This is a genomic window from Flavobacterium sp., assembly GCF_028712645.1.
Classification (GTDB): domain Bacteria; phylum Bacteroidota; class Bacteroidia; order Flavobacteriales; family Flavobacteriaceae; genus Flavobacterium.
The window spans coordinates 1-4,474 of the sequence record NZ_JAQTPQ010000274.1 but is presented as its reverse complement, the minus strand read 5'-3'; the positions used below and the strand labels follow the sequence as shown (position 1 = coordinate 4,474).

The window sequence follows — 4,474 nt, the reverse complement described above, 5'->3', positions numbered from 1 at the left end:
ACCATAGGCTTATACACTCCTTTCGGGAACATATCCTCGTGTTTCGCTAATTCGTCATACAATTTCACATACGAACGCTCCACATCTTGACCTACATAAAATTGTACAATCAACATCGCTTGACCATTCATCGCCATTGTATGCACGTGCTCTACTCCTTTGATGTTCGAAATGATTTTCTCTAATGGTTTCGCTACACGACTTTCTACTTCCGATGGACTTGCTCCGGGATAACCTACCATTACGTCGGCCATTGGAACATTAATTTGCGGTTCTTCTTCCCTTGGAATCAAAAACGAACTATATACACCAATAATCATCAAGGCCACCATCAACAAAATGGTTAATTTCGAATTGATGAAAAAATTGGCTATTTTACCTGATATACCTTCTTGCATTTTTTGTTTATTGTTTAGGGTTTATTGTTTTTAGTTTAGGGTTTAAGGTTGTTTAAAATTGTTCAAATTGCAACCTGCCATCTTCCATCTGCTCACTGAACACTCACCAAAGCTCCGTTATATAATTTTCCTTCAGCCGAAACAATATATTGCTCATCAGCCGATAAACCTGATAAAACTTCTACTTGATTACCAAAAGTTTTTCCTGTTCGCAACCATCTTAAAATGGCTACATTTCCGCTTCCAATAGTATAAACACCAGTCAATTGACCTTGTTTTACCAAAGCACTTTCTGGAACTAACAATACTTCACTTTTAGAAATTTGAGTTTTGTTTTCTGTTGGAAACTGAACATTAACAAACATTCCTGATAACACTGAACTATCCGTTTTGTCTAAGTTTATTTTTACCAAATATTGACCGCCAGTATTGGTTGCTGACAAACTTACTTCGCTCACTTTTCCGGTAAGCGTTTCATTTGATGATTTTACCAATACTTTTACAGCCATTCCTTTTTTGATAGCATTAATATCACCTTCAGAAACCATAGCAGTTACTTGCAATTTTGAAACTCCTTCAACACTAACCAATGTCATTCCAGGATTCGCCATATCGCCTTCTTTCACAAAAGTGTTGGTTACTGTTCCAGAAAATGGCGCCGTAATATTCGAATAAGAAAACTGCGCCATCACTTCATTTCTCATTTGTTTAGCCCCTTCTAATCCTGCTTTTGCCATTTCGTAACGCGCCGTCATATCGTCTAATTCTTTTTGAGAAGCCGATTGTTGTTTGAACAAAGCCACAAAACGATCGTAATCTTTTTTAGCATTATTGTAACCTGCAGTCGCTTGTAAAATACTAGCATCTACTTGTGCTTTTTTGGCTTGCAAATCAGTGTTATTGATGCTAACCAATAATTGTCCAGCACCTACTTTTTGTCCTACTTTCACGTGAACTTTGGTTACATAACCCATCATTCTAGTGCTTAAATTAGCACTATTTTCAGCTTCAATTTTTCCGCTTGCAGTTATGAATGCTCCTTTGTTATTTTCAGAAACTCCGCTCACTTTAACTACGATTGCTGGTTCTTCCTTGATTTGTTCTTTTTTGTCACCTCCACAAGAAGTTAGTAATACTGCAGAAATGGAAAGGATTGTTATTATTTTTTTCATATTTTGTTTGCTTTTGTTGTTTATAATCCTGCAAGGTCTTTTTTTTGACCTTGTAGGTTTCACTTTATATATTTTTATACCTACAAGGTTTTGAAAACCTTGCAGGACAGAGTTTCCTTATTTCGTTAAAAATTGTAAATATTGTTGGGTAAAATCATATTCGAAAACCGCTTGCAGCAATTCCAATTCTTTCTGGAACATTTGCGTTTCTGCTTGCAATAAATCGGTTGTTTTTTCTAGTCCTTGTGTGAATCGGTTACTTCTTATTCGATACGCTTCTTGCGATTGTTCCAAAGCTAATTTTTCTAAATTCACCTTGTTTTCGGCATCTTTCAACTGGCGATTGGTTTTGTTCAATTCCAATTGGCTTTGGGATTTGTATTGTTGGTTTTCCACTTCCGCTTTTTGATAATCGGCTTTGGCTTTTTCCATTTTTCCGATGGATTTATAACCGTCAAAAACTTTCCACGACAATTGTGCTCCTATTAAATAACCTTGTGCATTGGTTCCAAAAAGTTTGTCATCATACATTTCATAGCTTCCAAAAGCATTCAAGGTCGGTAAGAAATTCATTTTGCTGGACTGCCACATTTTGGCGTAAGCTTCTGATGATTTATCCATTGCGAGAATGTCTTTTCGGTTGCCTGAAAGTGTGGTATTGATACTTGAAATAGCAATGGTATTATCCAACTCTTCCAAGGGTTTATACACTTTATTGGTATTGTCTTCATTTAAAAGAAAAGCCAAATAATCGGAAGCATTTTGCACATTGCTTTTGGCATATTGCAACTGGTTTTTGATTTCGTTGACACGAACCTGCACCGACAATAAATCGGTTTTCTGAAGGATTCCTTGCTTGAAATAGTTTTCTACCAATTTCAAATTGGCGTCAGCCGTAGCACTTGCTTTTTCCAATACTTTTACTGCTTTGTACGATAATTGCAATTGCATAAAGGATTTGTTGACTTCCAATTCCAAATATTCCGATGTGCGTTCGGTTTGTAATTGAAAAGCTTCCATTTTAGACTTGGCAGCCTGTCTTCCATACAATCCATCTACATTAATTAAAGGTTGTAAAACCTCAATTTTGGTGGCGTAGTTTTGGGTCGCCGATGGATTATTCAACAATGCCGGATTAAAATCAGAAGCCGTTAAAACCTCCTGATTCAATTTAGAACCAAAAGCCATCAATGGATTCGTAGTTGAAATCGCAGTGTGAGATGCGGAAATGCTTGGCAAGAACAGAGCGTTCGATTGCCTATAATCTGCTTGTGCCGATTTGAATTCTTGGTTGGCAATCTTGATTTGCAAGTTTTTATCGTTGGCTTTTTGCCAAATATCCTTTCTGGAAATAGTCAAGGTGTCTTGACTAAAACCTAAAGTCGAAATGGAAATTGTTCCAACTAATAGGAGTAAATTTATTTTCTTCATAATTATTTTATCTGAATTATGAGGCAAAGATATATTCGCAAAAATGTATGTTCAGTAACAAGTGTTACATAGAATAGCACAAAATGAAAAAACAGCGCAAAATGAGATGTTTTATTCATATTTGTCATTTCGACCAAAGGGAGACCCGAGAGCTTTGCTCGAACAGGCGAAGCAAATCACATAAGTTGCTCACTTTAGATACTCAAATTTGTTGCTCTCATTATGTGATTTCTCCCTTTGGTCGAAATGACAAAAGAGCCGTAAAAAACTAATCTCTCATTTCCTGCTCTCTCCAAACCACCATTTGGCTTTGTAAGCTTTCTTCTTTAAACCAAATTTTTTTATGGAGTATTTCCGAATATGGGCTACTAAATCCTCTACGGAATCAGTCACAAACAAAAGTTCCATATCTTCTGCACTGATGCTTTCGTGTTTGACCATCATTTCAATGTGTTCGCACAAATCTTTATGGTATTCCTTGTCAAAAATCACAACGGGAAAGCCGGCAATAATTCTATTTTGGATTAAAGTTAAGGCTTCAAACAATTCATCCAAAGTGCCTATTCCTCCCGGCATTACAATGAAAGCGAAGGAATATTTCACGAGAATCACTTTCCTGACAAAAAAGTAGGGAATATAAATCCATTTGTGAAGATAAGGATTAGGTTTTTGCTCCACGGGAAGAATTATATTGCACCCCACGGAATAACCGCCGGCTTCATAAGCTCCTTTATTGGCAGCTTCCGAAACTTCGAGAAACAGATGTTACTAACAAAGTAACAGAAGGATGAAAACAGAAACAAGAACTGCTTATTCTTTTCAGCAAAAAAGAAGTAGAAACAGAAAGTTATGGAAAGTTGAAAGAAATTGTATACTTCTTTTGTTCAAGGCTTTTACTAAGAATACTATCTTTGAATATTGAATTAGAGAGTTTGAAAATACCATACGAAATAAAAATACACCTAAAGGATTTAAGTGGCTATCCTGAAAATGAAAGAGAGTTTTACTCTGACAATCTAAATAAATGTTTGAAGCAAAAAAACAGAGCAGAAGAAGAGCTGTACAGAAAGGCATTTATAGACCGCTAATCTAAACCAACGGATAAAACTTATTATAAAAGTCATCTGTTGTTTTCTTGAAAGATTCGCATTTTTCATTATGCAATAAAATTACGTTTTTTATAGTACCATAATCAAAATTAAATTTATTTAAGCTAATTAAGATATCCTCTCTGAAACAAGTGTTAACATAAGTTAGAAGCCCTCCCATCTTACTAGAATCTGTTGGTAAGTACTTTAAAAAAGCGTTTTCAATTTTCAGTAGTTCTTGCTCGTAGTGTAAGTCTAATTTATCAAGCATCAGCATAAAAAACATACCTTCTGAGAAATTTTCCTCAACATTAAATTTAGAAACAGTCAAATCCATAATAAAAAGTTTTTATATTAAAAATGAGGGCAAACAAATTGCAATCTG

The 4,474-nt window shown here is 35.4% G+C and carries 6 protein-coding genes; 1 reads left to right on the top strand and 5 read right to left on the bottom strand.

Annotation, left to right across the window (positions count from 1 at the left end):
* From PHC28_RS16045 to PHC28_RS16030, 4 genes are all read right to left on the bottom strand, one after another.
* A partial coding sequence (locus PHC28_RS16045) for an efflux RND transporter permease subunit (RefSeq protein ID WP_300102994.1) occupies positions 1–398 on the bottom strand: 398 nt, incomplete at its 3' end.
* A 92-nt stretch (positions 399–490) separates the two neighbouring features.
* The gene (locus PHC28_RS16040; protein WP_300102991.1) at positions 491–1,570 is read right to left on the bottom strand and encodes an efflux RND transporter periplasmic adaptor subunit; all 1,080 of its coding nucleotides are present in this window, start codon (positions 1,568–1,570) and stop codon (positions 491–493) included.
* A gap of 117 nt (positions 1,571–1,687) precedes the next feature.
* On the bottom strand, positions 1,688–3,001 hold the full coding sequence (locus PHC28_RS16035; protein ID WP_300102988.1) for a TolC family protein: 1,314 nt from the start codon (positions 2,999–3,001) through the stop codon (positions 1,688–1,690).
* A 276-nt stretch (positions 3,002–3,277) separates the two neighbouring features.
* Entirely contained in the window at positions 3,278–3,763 is a 486-nt protein-coding gene (locus tag PHC28_RS16030) for a TIGR00730 family Rossman fold protein (RefSeq protein WP_300102997.1), read from the bottom strand.
* A gap of 149 nt (positions 3,764–3,912) precedes the next feature.
* Between PHC28_RS16030 and PHC28_RS16025 the strand changes: the two genes are divergently transcribed.
* Positions 3,913–4,089, top strand: a complete 177-nt coding sequence (locus PHC28_RS16025; protein WP_300102985.1) for a hypothetical protein — start codon at positions 3,913–3,915, stop codon at positions 4,087–4,089.
* A gap of 1 nt (position 4,090) precedes the next feature.
* Here the strand turns inward: PHC28_RS16025 and PHC28_RS16020 are convergent, their stop codons facing one another.
* Positions 4,091–4,426, bottom strand: a complete 336-nt coding sequence (locus tag PHC28_RS16020; protein ID WP_300102982.1) for a hypothetical protein — start codon at positions 4,424–4,426, stop codon at positions 4,091–4,093.
* Positions 4,427–4,474 lie beyond the last annotated feature (48 nt).

Bases quoted from the DNA above. Each gene is read 5' to 3' on its own strand.
- PHC28_RS16040 (WP_300102991.1), bottom strand. From the start codon at position 1,570: ATGAAAAAAATAATAACAATCCTTTCCATTTCTGCAGTATTACTAACT.
- PHC28_RS16035 (WP_300102988.1), bottom strand. From the start codon at position 3,001: ATGAAGAAAATAAATTTACTCCTATTAGTTGGAACAATTTCCATTTCG.
- PHC28_RS16020 (WP_300102982.1), bottom strand. From the start codon at position 4,426: ATGGATTTGACTGTTTCTAAATTTAATGTTGAGGAAAATTTCTCAGAA.